Genomic DNA, 13,906 nt, shown 5'->3' on the forward strand with positions numbered 1-13,906 from the left:
GGGTCGATCACCGCAAAGACCGGGGCGCCCTGTCCGTCGCGGGCAGCGTCCCGCCCCCGGCGGCCACCGTCACTGCCCCGGAGCCGCCCCCACCGACGCCCGGCTGATCACCGGGCACGCCAGGCGTCGTACCGTCGCGGGGGGCGTGCGGCCCGTGTCGATGGCGTCCAGGAGCAGGCGGGCCGCTGCTTCACCCATGGCCCGGTGGGGCAGGGCGACGCTGGTGAGGGGTGGGGTGAGGAACTCGGCCATGTGTTCCTGGTCGTCGTAGCCGACCACCGAGAGGTCGTCGGGGACGGTGATGCCGAGGCGGGTCGCGGCGTGCAGCGCGCCGGCCGCGACGCGGTCGTTGTAGCAGAAGAGGCCGGTGGGGCGCCGGTCGGCAGGGGTGCCGTCGAGGACCCGCATGGCGCCCTCGTAGCCACTGGCGATCTCACCGCCGGTGCGGACGACCCACTCCTTGGGGACGGTGACGCCCTCGGCGCGCAGCGCGTCCCTGAAGCCGCGCAGGCGGTCGACGGAGGCGAGGTCGTCCTGGCCGCCCACCATGGCGAGCCGGTGGTGGCCCTCGTCCAGCAGCAGCCGGGCCGCCGTACGGCCGCCCGCGCGTTCGGCGGGGATGACGGCGGGCAGCGAGTCGTCCTCGGGCAGGCAGTTGGCGAGGACGGAGTGGGTGCGGTGCAGGCCCTCGGGGACACGGACGCGGCGCAGCGACATGGCCGCGTAGATGATGCCGTCGACACGCCGGTCGAGGAGTTCGGCGACGGCCGCGTCCTCCTTGGCCGGGTCGCCGCCTGAGTCGATGGTCAGGACGAGGTGGTCGCTGTCCCAGGCGGTCTCCATGGCGCCGCGCAGCAGCCGGCCGGCGAACGGCGAGGAGGCGATCTCGTCGGTGACCAGGCCGATCACGGCCGTACGGCGGCGGCGCAGGCCGCGGGCGACGGGGTCGGGCCGGTAGCCGAGCTGGGCGGCGGCCCGGCGGATGCGTTCCTGGGTGGCGGGCGAGAGGTTGCCCTCGGCGCGGCCGTTGAAGACGAAGGAGACGGCGGTGTGGGACACCCCGGCGAGTTTGGCGACGTCGCGTGACGTGGGCCGTCCGGATCCCGTCGGCTGCTTCTCCTCGGTGCCGCCCATGCCGTCCGCTGTCCTCATCCCCACCCGTCCGGTTGATCGATCCCCACCCTATCCGTGACGCTGGGTGTACGGCACAGTCGAGGGAAGGTCCGACAGTGATCAGCATTCCGCTGTACACGCTCAACGACGGCACGACGATCCCCGCGCTCGGCCTGGGCACCTGGCCGATGGACGACACCCAGGCCGAGCAGGCCGTGGTCGACGCCCTGGAGCTGGGCTACCGGCTCGTGGACACGGCGACGAACTACCGCAACGAGACCGGCGTCGGCCGCGGCATCGCCCGCAGCGGCATCCCGCGCGAGGACGTGGTCGTGACGACGAAGCTCCCGGGCCGGCACCACGGCTACGAGGAGACCCTCGCCTCCTTCGAGGAGTCCCGCGCCCGGCTCGGCCTGGACTACGTGGACCTGTACCTCGTCCACTGGCCGCTCCCCCGCGTCGACAAGTACGTGGACTCCTGGAAGGCCATGCTGAAACTGAGGGAGGACGGTGTCGTCCGGTCGGTCGGCGTCTCCAACTTCACCGCCGAGCACATCGAGCGGCTGGGGAAGGAGACCGGCGTCCTGCCGTCCGTCAACCAGATCGAGCTGCATCCGTACTTCCCGCAGGCGGAGCTGCGCGCCTTCCACGCCGACAAGGGCATCGTCACCGAGAGCTGGAGCCCGCTGGGCCGCGGCACCGACCTGCTGGACGACCCGGTCGTCGGCGCGGTCGCCGAGGCGCACGGGGTGACGCCGGGGCAGGTCGTTCTGCGCTGGCACGTCCAGCTCGGCGCCGTCCCGATCCCGAAGTCGGGCGATCCGGGACGGCAGCGCGCCAACCTGGACGTCTTCGGTTTCGAACTGAGCGCCGCCCAGATGACAGCCGTCGCGGACCGCGCCCACCGGCGCGTCGGCGGGGACCCCGAGGTGCACGAGGAGTTCTGACCGTGCGTCCCGGGCGCCGCCGCGGGTACTCGGGGCGCTCGGGAAGGAGGCGCTCGTGGGTGAGAAGGACCGGTTGAGTGACTACCGGGGCAAGCGTGACTTCGGGCGGACCCGGGAGCCGCGGGGCCATGGATCCGCCTCCGGTGACCGACCGCGGTTCGTGGTGCAGATCCATGACGCCAGCACCCTGCACTTCGACTTCCGGCTCCAGGTGGACGACGTGCTGAAGTCCTGGTCGGTGCCGAAGGGGCCCTCCGACGACCCGCGGGACAAGCGGCTCGCCATGCCCACCGAGGACCATCCGCTGGAGTACGAGGAGTTCGAGGGCGTGATCCCGGAGGGCGAGTACGGCGGCGGCACGGTGATCGTCTGGGACAACGGGACGTACGAGCCGCTCAGCCACGACCGCAGGGGGCGGCCCGTGGACTTCGAGGAGTCGCTGGAGCGCGGTCATGCCACGTTCCGGCTGAGCGGGTCCAAGCTGCACGGCGAGTACGCGCTGACCCGGTTCCGCGGCGGGCAGGACGGCGACCGTGAGGCATGGCTGCTGGTGAAGGCCGGCAAGGGCGGGGAGCGCGGGCACGGCACTCCCGACCCGTACCGGGCTCGTTCGGTGCGGACCGGTCGCACTCTCGGCCAGGTCGCCGCCGACGGCGACGAGGGCTGAACACGCCGGTGCCGGGGTGAATCCGGCGGATGTTCTCGTTCCGCCTTCAACTGCCGTTCGCTGCCTCTATGTTCACGGCGACGACACCTCTCGCCTCTGGAGGCTCCCCGTATGCGCACCGCGCTCCGCACCGCCGTCACCGGCGCCGTGATCGCCGCCACCGCTCTCCTCGGCGGCCCCGCCCAGGCGACGCCCCCGGGCCCGGGCGTCACCGGCCGGACCATCAGTCTGACCACCGTCGGCGACACCGACTACGTCCTGCGCGAGGTCACGGTGCCGTCCGGTCAGGCCACGGGCTGGCACTACCACGACGGGCCCGTGTACGGATACGTGAAGCAGGGCACGCTCACCCACCACCACCCCGACTGCGCTGTCGACGGGGTCTATCCGCAGGGCACCGTCGTGCGCGAGCCGGGCGGGCCGAGCGATGTCCACCTCGGCCGGAACCTGGGCGACACGACGCTCGTCCTGGAGGTGTTCTACATCCTCCCGCACGGCGCGCCGTTCTCCGAGGACGTGCCCAACCCGGGCTGCCCGTTCGAGTGATCACACCGGCGGCAGCGGCTGTTCCGCCCAGATCGTCTTGCCGCTGCCGGTCTGCCGGCTGCCCCAGCGCTGGGTGAGCTGGGCGACGAGCAGCAGTCCGCGGCCGCCCTCGTCGAAGGCGTGGGCCCGGCGCAGATGCGGGGAGGTGGAACTGCCGTCGGAGACCTCGCAGATGAGGGTGCGGTCGCGGATCAGGCGGAGCTGGATGGGTGGGGCGCCGTAGCGGATGGCGTTGGTGACGAGTTCGCTGACGACGAGTTCGGTGACGAAGGACGCCTCGTCGAGGCCCCATGCGGTCAGTTGGTCCGTGGCCGCCTGCCGGGTGGCCGCCACGTGCTCGGGGTCGGGCAGGACGTCCCAGGTGGCGATGCGGTCCGCGCCCAGCGCCCGGGTGCGGGCCAGCAGCAGGGCCACGTCGTCGCTGGGGTCCTCCGGGAGGACGGCCTTGAGCACGGTGTCGCAGAGGGCGTCGAGGGACTCGGCGGGCGCGGTCAGCGCGCGGCACAGTTCGCCGGTGGCGTGGTCGATGTCCCGGTCGCGGTCCTCGATGAGACCGTCGGTGTACAGGGCGACCAGCGAGCCCTCGGGCAGTTCCACCTCCATCGCCTCGAACGGCAGTCCGCCGACGCCGAGCGGGGGTCCCGCGCTCATCTCGACGACCTGGGAGGTGCCGTCGGGCCGGACGAGGACGGGTGGTGGATGGCCGGCGGCGGCGAGGCTGAGGCGGCGGGTGACGGGGTCGTAGACGGAGTAGAGACAGGTGGCGCCGAGTTCGGCGACCTCGTCGGTGTCGTCGCCCGCGAGATGGGTGACCAGGTCGTCGAGGTGGGTGAGGAGTTCGTCGGGCGGCAGGTCCACGTCGGCGAGGGTGCGCACCGCCGTGCACAGGCGGCCCATGGTGGCCGACGACGGGATGCCGTGTCCGACGACGTCCCCGACGACGAGGGCGACGCGGCCGCCGGAGAGCGGGATCACGTCGAACCAGTCGCCGCCGATGCCGGCCTGCGATCCGGACGGCCGATAGCGGTGGGCGACCTCGACGGCCGCCTGTCCGGGCAGGCCGCGGGGCAGCAGGTTGTGCTGGAGGGCCAGCGCGGTGGTGCGTTCGCGGGCGAAGCGGCGGGCGTTGTCGACGCAGACGGCGGCCCGGCTGGCGAGTTCCTCGGCGAAGACGGCGTCGTCCTCGCCGTAGTCGTCGGACTGTCTGATGCGTACGGCCACCGCGACGCCGAGGGTGGTGCCGCGGGCGCGCAGCGGCACCGCCATCATCGAGTGGGCGCCCATGCGGTGCCGTCGGCCCTCGGGCGCCCGGGCGTTGCGCTCGGCGATCCACCGCATGAACGCCGGTTCGCCCGCCTGGCTCTGCATCACGCGGCCTTCCAGGATCGCCCGGGCGGGCGCCGAGAACGGCGGGTAGTAGTCCACCTCGCCCAGGTGCACGGCGGCTTCCGGGGTGCCCTCGGTGCCGGAGCCGTGGGCGACGCGGCGCAGCGCGATGTCGGTGCCGGACAGGGCCGGAGGCTCCTCCGCGCCGAGGACCCAGTCGAACAGGTCGACGCTGGCGAAGTCGGCGAACCGGGGCACGACGATCCCGATGAGCTCCTCGGCGGTGCGCACCACGTCCAGGGTGGTGCCGATGGCGGCCGCGGCCTCGTTCAGCAGGGCCAGCCGCTCCCGTGCCCAGTACTGGTCGGAGCTGTCGAACGCCGCGAGGGCGGTGCCCAGGACCTCGCCGGAGGCGCCCCTGACCGGCCACATCTCGATGCTCCAGGCGTGCTCCCGGTTCAGGGCCGGGGCTCCGGTGAAGCTCTCGTAGCGGATCGGCCGGCCCGTCTCGGCGACCTGGCGCAGATGCCACTGGAAGCCGCGGCTGTGCTCGGCGTCCTCCACGGTCTCCGGGAAGTGCCGGCCGATCAGGACGTCCTCGGGTACGCCCATCACCTGGCAGGCGACGCCGTTGAGCCGCAGATAGCGCTGGTCGGTGTCGAAGACGGACATCGACATGGAGGCCTGCTGGAAGGCGCGCTCGCCCAGGTCGGGTTCCTGCTCGCCGGGGGGTTCGCCGGTGAGCGTGTAGCCGTCGGGTTCGCCGTCCGCGCCCAGCACGAGGTGTGCCCGCAGGACCAGGGGCAGCCGCGAGCCGTCGCGGTGACGCAGGGTGACGGTGCCGGTCAGGGCGGCCAGGTCGGCGGGCGAGGGTTCCTCGGCGAGCAGGTCCCGCGCGGGCCGTCCCACGACCTCCTCGGCCGTGCGGCCGGTCAGCCGCCGGGCACCCTCGCTCCACCCCTTGACCACACCCTGGGTGTCGAGGATCGCCACGGCGGAGACGCGCTCCATGTCGTCCAGCATGAGTCCTGCGCCGCACCGCATCAACCGCGACGGCAGGACGGTCACACCCTTCGGGCCCCACCGGTCGTGCCGGCCGGGGCCCGGGCGGTCACTTGCGCAGTGCGGCGAGGGCGCGGTCGGCGTGGGTGTTCATCCGGAGTTCGCTGCGGACGATCTCCAGGACCGTGCGGTCCTGCCCGATGACGAAGGTGACCCGTTTGGTGGGGGCCAGTGAGAAGCCGCGTGCCACGCCGAAGCGTTCGCGGATCGTGCCGTCGGCGTCGGAGAGCAGGGTCATGCCGAGCGTGTGGCGGTCGGCGAACTCCTGCTGGCGTTCGACCGCGTCCCCGCTGATGCCGACCGGGCGGGCCCCGACGGCGGCGAACTCGGCGGCGAGATCCCGGAAGTGGCAGGCCTCGGCGGTGCAGCCGGGGGTGAGGGCGGCGGGGTAGAAGAAGAGGACCACCGGCCCCTCGGCGAGCAGGTCGGTGAGGCTGCGGGTGGTGCCGGTCTCGTCCGGCAGGGCGAAGTCCTCGACCTTGTCGCCGGTCTTCAGCGGTGTGCTCATGCCCGGCCCTCCGCGTTCTTCGCGACGCCCCTGGCCCACAGCACGAGGGGGATCTGGAGCGGCAGCCTGCCGAATGCGGCGGCCTTCTGCGGGGTGGGGCGGTGCCGCCAGTCGGCGGCCATCTTCACGTTGGCGGGGAACACGCCGACGAAGAACGCCGCCGTGGCCAGCGCGGCGGCCTTGCGGGTGCGCGGCGACGCCAGTCCCGCCGCGAGCGCGAGTTCGGCGGCTCCGCTGGCGTACGTCCAGGTCCGGGGCGTGCCCGGCAGGGAGCGCGGCACGGTCGCGTCGAACTGGCGGGGAGCGGCGAAGTGAGCGACCCCCGCGGTTGCCAGCAGGCCGGCGAGCAGCAGGGGTGAGCGTTGGGACCGGGGCACGGATCCTCCTTGGATGGCCTGCCGCCGGATGCTACCGGAGGGTAGGTCAGCGCCTTTCACCCGCCCCTGCCTGTTCACCGGCCCTGTGGCGGGCGCCGGTTGTGGCTTCCGGGGGTGTGGCCGAAAGAGCGGCGGAAGACGTCGATGAAGGCGCTGGCGGAGGACCAGCCGCAGCGGTGGGCGACGGTGGTGACGGGCGTGTCCTCGGCGAGCAGCCGCAGCGCGTGGTAGAGCCGCGACTGGGTGCGCCACTGCGGGAACGTCATGCCGAACTCGCGGCGGAAGAGCCGGCTGAGGGTGCGCTCGCCGACGCCGGTCGCGGCGCCGAGAGCGGCGAGGGTGCGCGCGTCGGCGGGGTCGGCGTGGACGAGCGCGCAGACCTCGGCCAGGCGTGGGTCCGTCGGGGTGGGCAGGCGCAGGGGCTGCTGGGGCGAGGCTCGCAGTTGGTCGCGCAGGACGGCCAGCAGACGGCGGCGTTCGGGGCTGTCGTCGGCCGGGTCGCGGGTGTAGGCGAGGATCAGCTCGCGCAGGAGCCCGCCGACGGCGAGGACGGTGGGGGTGTCCAGGCCGAGCGAAGCGAGATGGGGGTACCCCCGGACGGAGTCTGGGGGAGGGTTGGGGGCGGCGGGCAGGCCGACCAGGTGCAGGTCCGTGTGCCCGTGGGCGCGATGCGCGTGCACGGTGCCGGCGGGGACCCAGATGGCGCGGTTGCCGGGGGCGAACCAGGTGCCGGCGTCGGTCGTGACGGCGAGGACCCCGGAGCCGGCGTAGACGATCTGGTGGTCGTCGTGCCGGTGCGCGTCGATGCGTTCCCCGGCGGCCAGCACCTGGGCGCGGGTCGGCGCGGTCGGGTCGTGGCGGATGTTCGACACAACAAGGCAGAATATCGAAAGCGGGCCATGGGCGACCGCGGCGACGATCGCGGGGTGTCCACGAAACGCGTACGCAACCGAGCCATCACCCTGCTGTCCCTGGGCCACGCCTGTGTCGACGTGTACCAGGGCGCGGTCGCGGCCCTCGTCCCGTTCTTCGTCGCCGAGCGCGCCTACGGCTACGCCGCCGCCTCGGGCGTCGTCCTCGCCGCGTCCTTGCTGTCGTCGGTGGTGCAGCCGCTGTTCGGGGCGCTGACCGACCGGTGGGCGATGCCCTGGCTGTTGCCGCTGAGCGCGCTGACGGGCGGTGCGGGGGTCGCGCTGAGCGGGGTCGTGGATTCCTATGCGCTCACGCTGGCGGTGGTCGCCGTGTCGGGGGTCGGGGTCGCCGCCTACCACCCGGAGGCCGCCCGCGCGGCACGCGACGCCGCGCGCGGCAGTCATACGGCGATGGGCTGGTTCTCCCTCGGCGGCAACGTCGGTTTCGCGCTGGCGCCGCTGCTGGTGGCGGCGGTGGTCGCCACCGGCGGCCTGGGCGCCTCTCCCCTGCTGATCGTGCCCGCCGCCGTGGGGGCGGCCCTGTGCGCGGCGGCGGTGCGTTCGGCCGCCGGCGGCGGGGGTGCGGCCGTCGCCCCGGGCGAGGGCGCGGGCCGCGACGACTGGGGGTCGTTCCTCCGGTTGTCCGGTGCCATCGTGTGCCGGTCGATCGTGTTCGTGGGCCTGAGCGCCTTCGTCTCGCTGTACGTCCGTCAGCGCACCGGGGGCGGGGACGTGGCCGGTACGGCGGCGCTGTGCGTGCTCTACGTGGGCGGCGCGGTGGGCACGGTGGCCGGGGGTCGGCTCGCGGACCGGAACGGCAGGCTCACGGTCGTACGCCAGGCGTATGTGCTGACCGGGCTCGCGGTGGCCGGGGTGGTGCTCGTTCCGGGGCCGTCGGTGTATCTGTTCGTCGCCCTGACGTCGGCCGGCCTGTATGTGCCGTTCTCGCTGCACATCACGCTCGGGCAGGACTATCTGCCGCGGCGGATGGGGACCGCGAGCGGGGTGACGCTGGGGCTGACCGTGAGCGTGGGCGGTCTCGCCGCCCCGGTCGTCGGGGCGCTCGCCGACGCCACCTCGCTGCGGACCGCGCTCGTCCCGCTGATCGCCCTGCCCGCGCTGGGACGGCTGCTGCTGTGCGGGTTGCGGGAGCCCGCGCCGCCCGAACGGGCCATTGCCGCGTCCGGCCCGTCCGGCTCGTCCGGTCAGCACCCTCGCACGACAGCGGCATGACCGCGCCCGAGCGGTCCGGTCAGACGGTCCCGGCCCGTGCGGTCTGCTGCGCTTCGGGCTCCTCGTCGACGGCGTGGGTGAGGAAGTCGTCGACCATGCGGTGGAACAGGGTGGCCAGCTGCCGCAGTTCCTCGGGGGTCCAGTCGGCCAGCGCGAGCTGCATGCCACGTGCGCCGGCATCGCGGACCCGGGCGATGGCCCGGCGGCCCGCCTCGGTGAGCTCGATGCGCTGGGCGCGGCGGTCCTGGGGGTCGGGGACCCGGGTGACGTAGCCGGACCTCTGGAGCTGCTGCACCGTCCGGGTGACGTGCGAGGCCTCCACACCGAGGCGGTTGGCGAGCTCCCCGGGGCGCAGCGGCTCCGAGTCGGCGACCTGCCGCAGCAGCGCCACGGCGGCCCGGTCCAGCGGGACTCCGGCCAGGGCCATGAGCCGCTCGTGCTGACGGGCGCGGGTGCTCAGGTAGGTGATCCGGGTGAGCGCGCGCTCGATCTCGATCACTTCCGGGGACGCGGGAGTGCCGGGGAGTTCGGGGAGCGGAGGTGTGGACATGAGACCGACTTTACCATCTCATTGCGTAACTCAACTAATTTGCGGGCCGAGGTCCGGCGGAACCGAGTGGCTCCACCGGGCCCCGGACCTGCGGCGCATCAGGCGGGTGCCCCGCCGGCCACCGGCTCGGCACGCGACCCGGACGGCACGGTCCCGCCCCAGTCGGCGCCCGTCATGATGGCCTGCCGCCACAGCCTGATCGCCTTCGGCGGCATCCCCACCGACAGTGCGCCGGTCACCCGCTCGCCCCGACGGTAGGCGGCCACGAACCGGCCCTCCATGAGGTCGCCCTCCACCACGGCGACCTCGTCGTGGCCGCGCAGACAGCCGTACGCCTGGATCTTCATGTCGTACTGATCGGACCAGAAGTAGGGCACGAGCGCGAACGGTTTGCGCGCCCCGGGACGGAGAAGGTTGCGGGCTGCCGCCATGCCCTGCTCGGCGGCGTTGGTGCGGTGCTCGATCCGCATGGACTGCCCGAACAGCGGGTTGTACCAGCGGGCCACGTCCCCGGCCGCGTACACGTTCTGTGCGGCCTCGCAGTACTCGTCGCAGACCACGCCGTCGCCGACGGTGAGCCCGCTGCCGTCCAGCCACTCGGTGTTCGGCAGCGACCCGATGGCCACCAACACCTCGTCGGCCTCGACCACCTCGCCATCGCCGAGACGTACGCCGAACTCGGTCACCTCGGTCACGGTGACACCGCAGCGCAGGTCCACGCCCCGTGCCAGGTGAGCCCGTGTCAGCAGCGCCCCGACCTCGGCGCCGACGGCGTGGGCCAGTGGCACGGGGGCCGGTTCGAGGAGGGTGACCTCGCAGCCGAGCCTCCAGGCCACGGAGGCCGCCTCGGCCCCGAGGAACCCGGCGCCGACCACGACCAGTCGTGTGCCCCGCGTCAGCCGGTCCCGCAGGGCGAGGGCGTCGTCCAGGGTGCGCAGCACGTGCGCGCCCTCGCCGGGCAGTCGCCGGGGCCGGACGCCGGTGGCGATGACCAGTCCGTCGTACGGCACCGTCGAGCCGTCGGCCAACCGCACCAGGCGCTCGGTGAGTTCGAGGCCGGTCGCCGCCACGCCGAGGCGCAGGTCGAGGTCGAGTCCGGCCAGGTCTTCGGAGGTGCGCAGGGCGAGCTTTTCGGGCGCCCACTCCGAGGCCAGCAGCTGCTTGGACAGCGGCGGTCGGTCGTACGGGGCGAGGGGTTCGTCGCCTACGAGGGTGAGGGTGCCGTCGTAGCCCTCGCGGCGGAGCGTCTCGGCCGCCGCCAGTCCGGCGGCCGAGGCACCCACCACCGCGATGTGCCTCACTGGTCGACCAGCCGGATCGCGGCGGCCGGGCAGACCGCGACGGCTTCCTTGACGTCGTCAAGTCGGTCATCGCCGACCTGCTCCGCCAGCAGGACGGCGATGCCGTCGTCGTCCTGGTCGAACACGTCCATCGCCGCGAGCACGCACTGTCCGGACGCGACGCACTTGTCGGCTTCCAGCTCCACCTTCATGGTCGTCTTCCCTTCTTCAAGCATGGGGTTGTTCGTGTACGCGGCATGGGGAGCCGAAGGTCACCAGGAGACGGGCAGTTCGTGGACCCCGTAGATGAACGCGTCGTTCTTGAAGCGGACGTCCTCCATCGGGGCGGCCAGCTTCAGCGTCGGGACGCGCTTGTAGAGGGTGCCGTAGACGACCTGGAGCTCCATGCGGGCCAGCGGCTGGCCCAGGCACTGGTGGACGCCGAAGCCGAAGGCGACGTGGCGGCGGGCGTCGCGGGTGAGGTCGAGGCGGTCGGGGTCGGCGAAGACCTCCGGGTCCCGGTTGCCGATCTCGTTGACCATGATGACGCCCTCGCCTGCCCTGATCACCTGGCCCGCGATCTCGATGTCCTCGGTCACCGCGCGGCGCCGGCCCAGGTGGGTGATGTGCAGATAGCGCAGCAGTTCCTCGACGGCGCCCGCGACGAACCTCGGGTCGTCGCTCTCGCGCAGCAGCTCGAGCTGGTCGGGGTGCCGGAGCAGGGCCAGGGTGCCGAGCGCGATCATGTTCGCGGTGGTCTCGTGGCCGGCGATCAGCAGGAGCAGCGCCATCTCGGTGGCCTGCTGGTGGGTGAGGTCACCGGCGGTGACGCGGCCGGCGATGCTCGACAGCAGGTCGCCCTTCGGCTCCGCGACCCGCTTGCCCAGGAGTTTGGCGAGGTAGCCCGCGACCTCACGGCTCGCCGCGCCCCGCTCCTCGGGCGTGGCGGTCGTACGGACCATGGTCTTGGTGTTCTCCTGGAAGAACTCGTGCTCCTCGTACGGCACGCCCAGCAGTTCGCAGATGACCAGCGACGGGATCGGCAGGGCGAACGCGTCCACCAGGTCCACGGGGGCGGGACCGGCCAGCATGTCGTCGATCAGTCCGTCCACGATGCGCTGTACGGCGGGCCGCAGCGCCTCGACCTTCTTGACCGCGAACGGGCCCGTCACCATGCGGCGCAGCCGGGCGTGTTCGGGGTCGTCCATCATGATGAAGCTGAGCTTGCCCTCGCCGGCCTCGGGGCTGGCCTTGGTCGGGTATCCGGGCCGGTCGGTGTCGGCGCTGACGCGCGGGTCGCCCAGCAGGGCCCGCTGCTCGGCGTAGCGGGTGACGAGCCAGGACTCGCTGCCGTCCCACAACCGCACCTTGGCCAGGGGCCCTCGGCCCTGGAGTTCCTTGAGCGCGGGCGGCGGGTCGAAGGGGCAGCGGGACTCCCTGGGCATCGGGAACTCCGGGACGGCGTCCGGGGCTTGGTGCGCGGGACCGGTCAGGGTGTCGGCCATGGTTCTCCTCGGGCGTGGGGGTGCTCCGGGCGACGTGGAGCGCCGGGGCAAGGGGTCGAGGCCTCGATGAGCACATGCAAACAGCGGGGTCTGACGCGAGCCGGTCAGTTTCCTGACAGGAGACTGACGTGGCCCGGATCACATCTCCGTGGGTCTCAGGAACCGATGTCGGGCCGGCCCAGCCAGTAGCCGAAGCCCCGGCGCGTGTGGATGAGTGCCGGGACGTCCGGGGCGTCCGGGGCGCCCCGCCCCCCGGCGTCGCGGTCCACCTTGCGGCGCAGCCTGGACACGAGCTGTTCGATCGCGTTGTCGCCGCGGTGCTCGCCCCAGACGTGGCGGCCGATCTGCTCCTTCGACAGGACCCGGTGCGCGTTGACCAGGAGTTGGCGCAGCAGCCGGTACTCCGCCGGCGTGAGGTCGAGCGGCCGTGTCCCGCGTCGCGCCCGGCACACCGTGTCGTCCAGCACGAGGTCGGCGTACCGCGGGGAGTTGCCGCGGGGCGGGCCGGGACGGGCGCCGCGCAGCAGCACCTGGATCCTGGCGAGGACCTCGGCCACCCGGAACGGCTTGGTGACGTAGTCCCGCTCGCCCGGGCTGAGTTCGGGCCCGAGCCGGTGCAGGGAGTCGCATCCGCTGAGCAGGAGGACGGGTGGGCGGTCGGGGAGCGTGGGCCGGTGCTCCCGGGTGAGGCGCGGCATGTCCGGGACGTCGGTGTCGAAGACGACCAGGTCGAAGCGTCCCGTCGTGACCCGGGCCAGCGCGTCGACGCCGGTGCCGCTCAGGCTGATCCGGTAGCCGGCCAACTCCAGGGTGGTCGAGAGGAGTTCGGCGAGGTCGGGTTCACCGGCGACGATCAGGATGTGCTGGCCGGCGCCGCGTGCGAGGGCGGGTCGGCCCTGGGTGGCGTCGCTCGTGGGCGGGGCCGGCTGCCGGAGGCTCATAACCGGCTCCGTGCGGCGCCGCGTCGGCGGGCTCGGCCGGGAGTCGCTGTCACGGTCGTACTCCTTGTGGCGTGGGGGCGTCGTCCCAGGGGCCGTTCTCGTCCTGCGGAGGGGGACGTCAGCGGCCGGGCGTGACCGGGGCCAGCCACATGCCGACGACCGCGTCGGCGAGGCCGGTGGCGGCGTCGTCCCAGGTGGACCGCGGGGTGGGGGTGTGCTCGGCGAGGGCGCGCTCGCGCTCGGCGGCCACGTGCACGATGAGGTGGCGGACCATCTCACCGCGTTCGGCGCTCACCTCGGGCGGGAGGTCGGGCAGGCATCGCCTCAGGCCCTCGATGATCGTCTGGAGGGACGGGGAGGTGAGGGCCTCCTCGACCATGATCCGGTGCAGTGCCGGATCGGAGACGACCTGGGCGCAGAACCGGGCGTACCAGGTGGGGCTGCCGAGCGCGGCGAGGTGTTCGAGAACCGGGCGGACCAGGCACTCCACCCAGCCGCGCACGTCGTCGGGGTCGGTCAGGCCGGCGAGCTGGCGGGCGCGGAGGTCCTCGATGCGGGCGGCGTGCTTGCGGACGATGGTGCGGACCAGTTCGGCCTTGGTGCCGAAGTGGTAGCCGACCGCGGTGTTGTTGCCCTGGCCGGCGGCCTCGCTGACCTGACGGTTGGACACCGAGTGGACGCCGTGTTCGGCGAAGAGCCGCTCGGCCGCGGTCAGGAGCAGTTCCCGGGTCGCGTGGACCTGTTCCTCGCGCAGCATCCTGCCTGCCATGATCACCACCGCATCGGGACTTCGTGGAGCACCGCGAAGGCCAGTCCCTCGAGCCGTCCACGGGTTCACCGACCTCCAATCTAAGTCAATTGATTGAAAGACGCGGTGAGCGGGTGACCGGGAGCCGTGCGGGGTGAAGGGCGAACCATGGTGGAGCGGGCCACACCTGCG

The 13,906-nt window shown here is 73.0% G+C and carries 15 protein-coding genes; 4 read left to right on the forward strand and 11 right to left on the reverse strand.

Annotation, left to right across the window (positions count from 1 at the left end; genetic code table 11):
* Positions 1-69 precede the first annotated feature (69 nt).
* On the reverse strand, positions 70-1,134 hold the full coding sequence (locus ACFZBP_RS39810; protein WP_383452971.1) for a LacI family DNA-binding transcriptional regulator: 1,065 nt from the start codon (positions 1,132-1,134) through the stop codon (positions 70-72).
* A 95-nt stretch (positions 1,135-1,229) separates the two neighbouring features.
* Here ACFZBP_RS39810 and ACFZBP_RS39815 point away from each other — a divergent pair, with 95 nt between their 5' ends.
* The 3 genes from ACFZBP_RS39815 (at position 1,230) to ACFZBP_RS39825 (ending at position 3,273) form a co-directional block, all read left to right on the forward strand.
* A complete protein-coding gene (locus tag ACFZBP_RS39815) occupies positions 1,230-2,060 on the forward strand; it encodes an aldo/keto reductase (protein ID WP_391420849.1) in 831 nt (276 codons plus the stop codon).
* A gap of 55 nt (positions 2,061-2,115) precedes the next feature.
* Positions 2,116-2,727 (forward strand): DNA polymerase ligase N-terminal domain-containing protein, encoded by a 612-nt coding sequence (locus ACFZBP_RS39820; protein ID WP_391420850.1) that lies wholly within the window; start codon positions 2,116-2,118, stop codon positions 2,725-2,727.
* A 111-nt stretch (positions 2,728-2,838) separates the two neighbouring features.
* The gene (locus ACFZBP_RS39825) at positions 2,839-3,273 is read left to right on the forward strand and encodes a cupin domain-containing protein (RefSeq protein WP_391420851.1); all 435 of its coding nucleotides are present in this window, start codon (positions 2,839-2,841) and stop codon (positions 3,271-3,273) included.
* On the opposite strand, the gene ACFZBP_RS39830 is transcribed toward ACFZBP_RS39825, so the two are convergent.
* From ACFZBP_RS39830 to ACFZBP_RS39845, 4 genes are all read right to left on the reverse strand, one after another.
* Positions 3,274-5,610 carry a SpoIIE family protein phosphatase gene (locus ACFZBP_RS39830; RefSeq protein WP_383452969.1) on the reverse strand — a complete coding sequence of 779 codons (2,337 nt, stop codon included), beginning with the start codon at positions 5,608-5,610 and terminating at the stop codon, positions 3,274-3,276.
* Positions 5,611-5,710: 100 nt separating this feature from the next.
* Positions 5,711-6,169, reverse strand: coding sequence for a peroxiredoxin (locus ACFZBP_RS39835; protein WP_383452794.1), 459 nt, complete (start codon positions 6,167-6,169; stop codon positions 5,711-5,713).
* Entirely contained in the window at positions 6,166-6,546 is a 381-nt protein-coding gene (locus ACFZBP_RS39840; RefSeq protein WP_383452792.1) for a DoxX family protein, read from the reverse strand. The genes ACFZBP_RS39835 and ACFZBP_RS39840 overlap by 4 nt, the downstream gene beginning before the upstream one ends.
* Positions 6,547-6,620: 74 nt before the next feature.
* Positions 6,621-7,418 (reverse strand): helix-turn-helix domain-containing protein, encoded by a 798-nt coding sequence (locus tag ACFZBP_RS39845; RefSeq protein WP_391420852.1) that lies wholly within the window; start codon positions 7,416-7,418, stop codon positions 6,621-6,623.
* Between the two features lie 54 nt (positions 7,419-7,472).
* On the opposite strand from ACFZBP_RS39845, the gene ACFZBP_RS39850 reads away from it, so the two are divergent.
* Positions 7,473-8,690 carry an MFS transporter gene (locus ACFZBP_RS39850; RefSeq protein ID WP_391420853.1) on the forward strand — a complete coding sequence of 406 codons (1,218 nt, stop codon included), beginning with the start codon at positions 7,473-7,475 and terminating at the stop codon, positions 8,688-8,690.
* Positions 8,691-8,709: 19 nt separating this feature from the next.
* Here ACFZBP_RS39850 and ACFZBP_RS39855 read toward each other — a convergent pair whose 3' ends face one another.
* From ACFZBP_RS39855 to ACFZBP_RS39880, 6 genes are all read right to left on the reverse strand, one after another.
* On the reverse strand, positions 8,710-9,240 hold the full coding sequence (locus ACFZBP_RS39855) for a MarR family transcriptional regulator (protein ID WP_391420854.1): 531 nt from the start codon (positions 9,238-9,240) through the stop codon (positions 8,710-8,712).
* Positions 9,241-9,338: 98 nt separating this feature from the next.
* Positions 9,339-10,541 (reverse strand): FAD-dependent oxidoreductase, encoded by a 1,203-nt coding sequence (locus ACFZBP_RS39860; RefSeq protein ID WP_391420855.1) that lies wholly within the window; start codon positions 10,539-10,541, stop codon positions 9,339-9,341.
* On the reverse strand, positions 10,538-10,732 hold the full coding sequence (locus ACFZBP_RS39865) for a ferredoxin (RefSeq protein WP_383452967.1): 195 nt from the start codon (positions 10,730-10,732) through the stop codon (positions 10,538-10,540). The genes ACFZBP_RS39860 and ACFZBP_RS39865 overlap by 4 nt, the downstream gene beginning before the upstream one ends.
* Before the next feature lie 60 nt (positions 10,733-10,792).
* Positions 10,793-12,025 carry a cytochrome P450 gene (locus ACFZBP_RS39870; protein ID WP_391420856.1) on the reverse strand — a complete coding sequence of 411 codons (1,233 nt, stop codon included), beginning with the start codon at positions 12,023-12,025 and terminating at the stop codon, positions 10,793-10,795.
* 155 nt (positions 12,026-12,180) lie between these two features.
* Positions 12,181-12,966, reverse strand: coding sequence for a response regulator transcription factor (locus ACFZBP_RS39875; protein ID WP_383452780.1), 786 nt, complete (start codon positions 12,964-12,966; stop codon positions 12,181-12,183).
* A gap of 118 nt (positions 12,967-13,084) precedes the next feature.
* Positions 13,085-13,735: a TetR family transcriptional regulator gene (locus ACFZBP_RS39880; RefSeq protein WP_391420857.1), complete on the reverse strand. Its 651-nt coding sequence runs from the start codon at positions 13,733-13,735 to the stop codon at positions 13,085-13,087.
* Between the last annotated feature and the right edge of the window lie 171 nt (positions 13,736-13,906).

The organism is Streptomyces sp. NPDC008086, from assembly GCF_042957325.1.
Classification (GTDB): domain Bacteria; phylum Actinomycetota; class Actinomycetes; order Streptomycetales; family Streptomycetaceae; genus Streptomyces.